General features: G+C 45.6%; 3 protein-coding genes. All 3 read right to left on the bottom strand.

Features of this window, described 5'->3' with window-relative positions:
- On the bottom strand, positions 1-711 hold a 711-nt coding region (locus JCM21531_RS17215), incomplete at its 3' end, for a bifunctional DNA primase/polymerase (RefSeq protein WP_243467898.1).
- A 130-nt stretch (positions 712-841) separates the two neighbouring features.
- Complete coding sequence (locus JCM21531_RS19415; RefSeq protein ID WP_003513997.1) at positions 842-979, bottom strand: hypothetical protein; 138 nt, start codon at positions 977-979, stop codon at positions 842-844.
- Positions 972-1361, bottom strand: coding sequence for a hypothetical protein (locus tag JCM21531_RS17210; RefSeq protein ID WP_038291660.1), 390 nt, complete (start codon positions 1359-1361; stop codon positions 972-974). Before JCM21531_RS17210 ends, JCM21531_RS19415 begins: the two co-directional genes overlap by 8 nt.
- Positions 1362-1376: the final 15 nt, after the last annotated feature.

The raw sequence follows: 1376 nt of genomic DNA, 5'->3' as shown, positions 1-1376 counted from the left end.
TGCGAGCAATGCCGCATAGATGCCCTCTTCTGTCATTCCTCTTGCCCTCATGGTTCCGGCAAGGCTTGTCAGGGTACTGTTTCGGCTGCCTTCCTTAATCTCGGCTGCAATACTGCTACCTTCAAAGGGTGTAAGCAATACTTCCACCCTTTCCATGAGCTTTAATAACCATGCTGGAGCTTCTGCCGGGGTTCTGTCAAAGGGAGAATGTCTTTCTAACCATTGGTACTGATTACCGCTTACATGAATGCTTGGAGCCACGACAATCAGTCCACCTGTTGAACGCGTATCAAGTCCCGGTGCAAACTTTGTTTTATTAGGAATGCTCCTGCCTTGGGGGTATTTAAAGATATAGTGCCGACCTCCACTTCCTGTAACAGCAGTAACCGTATCCGGAAGTTTTCCATGTGTTGATTCAAGAGCCGATAGAGTTTCATCACCACCATCATCCACATCAAGTACCAGCCAGCCGGACTTCTCTCCTGTAGGAATGCCTATATTGGCATTGGGGGTTTTCGTCCACCATTTCCTTATTTGCTCAACATAAGCAGTGGAATTCTTGTACCAGCCGGTATATAGCGGATGCTTTCCCTTGCTGTCGCATTGTTGTCCCTTCTTGCAGGAGCAGGAGCCATCCTCACAAATCCAGTGCAGAGGTATAACCGGGATATTGGCTTCTGCATATTTTAATGCTGCGTCCATCATTGTCACTTTCAAATTCTCACCTCCTGTCGTGCTGGAAATAAATTGAGCCTGACAAATAGTTTTTAAGACTATCTGCCAGGCTCTATAGGTGAGTCATTCGCTCCCTTTGTGGCTCTGTGCCAGATTTATTCACTTTTTATCCCGCCTTTTTCTCCAGCTTCACTTCAAAAACCTTCCTGCATACCGGACATTTGATTTCAACATCAGCATAATCGGCATCAAATACCCTGTGATTGCAGTGAGGACAGCGGACAATGTACTTTTTCTTACTCACCTGCCTTCACCCCCGGCTTCTTTGGTTTCATGAGGCTTGCCATCTTCATCATCACAGGCTCTAATATCTCTCCAACCATGTAATGAACCATTGGTGAGTAATTCTCCTTTGTTTCGTCAAACAACTTGGAAAGAAGGCCATATAGATTCTTTATGTCCTCTTCTGTGGCATCTGCGGTACTGATTTCAATTAAAATTTTTGTTCCGTCACGCTTGGCAATATGGTCGCTCACATACTTCTCCAGAGCATATCTTGCTATGCTTGATGTGGTAACGCTTGCTTCCGGCATTTGCGCTTGCAGTTCATCAATGATGGCATCCAATTCATCAGACTGCCTTTGTGTAAGCCTTACCCGAAGCATACTATCCTTTTCTGTAGACATCATTGCACCTCCTGT

The sequence above is a fragment of the Acetivibrio straminisolvens JCM 21531 genome (genome assembly GCF_000521465.1).
GTDB lineage: Bacteria > Bacillota > Clostridia > Acetivibrionales > Acetivibrionaceae > Hungateiclostridium > Hungateiclostridium straminisolvens.
Note: the sequence above shows the minus strand (reverse complement) of the source record. Positions and strands in the feature narration are given on the sequence as shown.

Excerpts from the sequence above, each read along its gene's own strand:
- JCM21531_RS17210 (WP_038291660.1), bottom strand. The coding sequence starts at position 1,361 with ATGTCTACAGAAAAGGATAGTATGCTTCGGGTAAGGCTTACACAAAGG.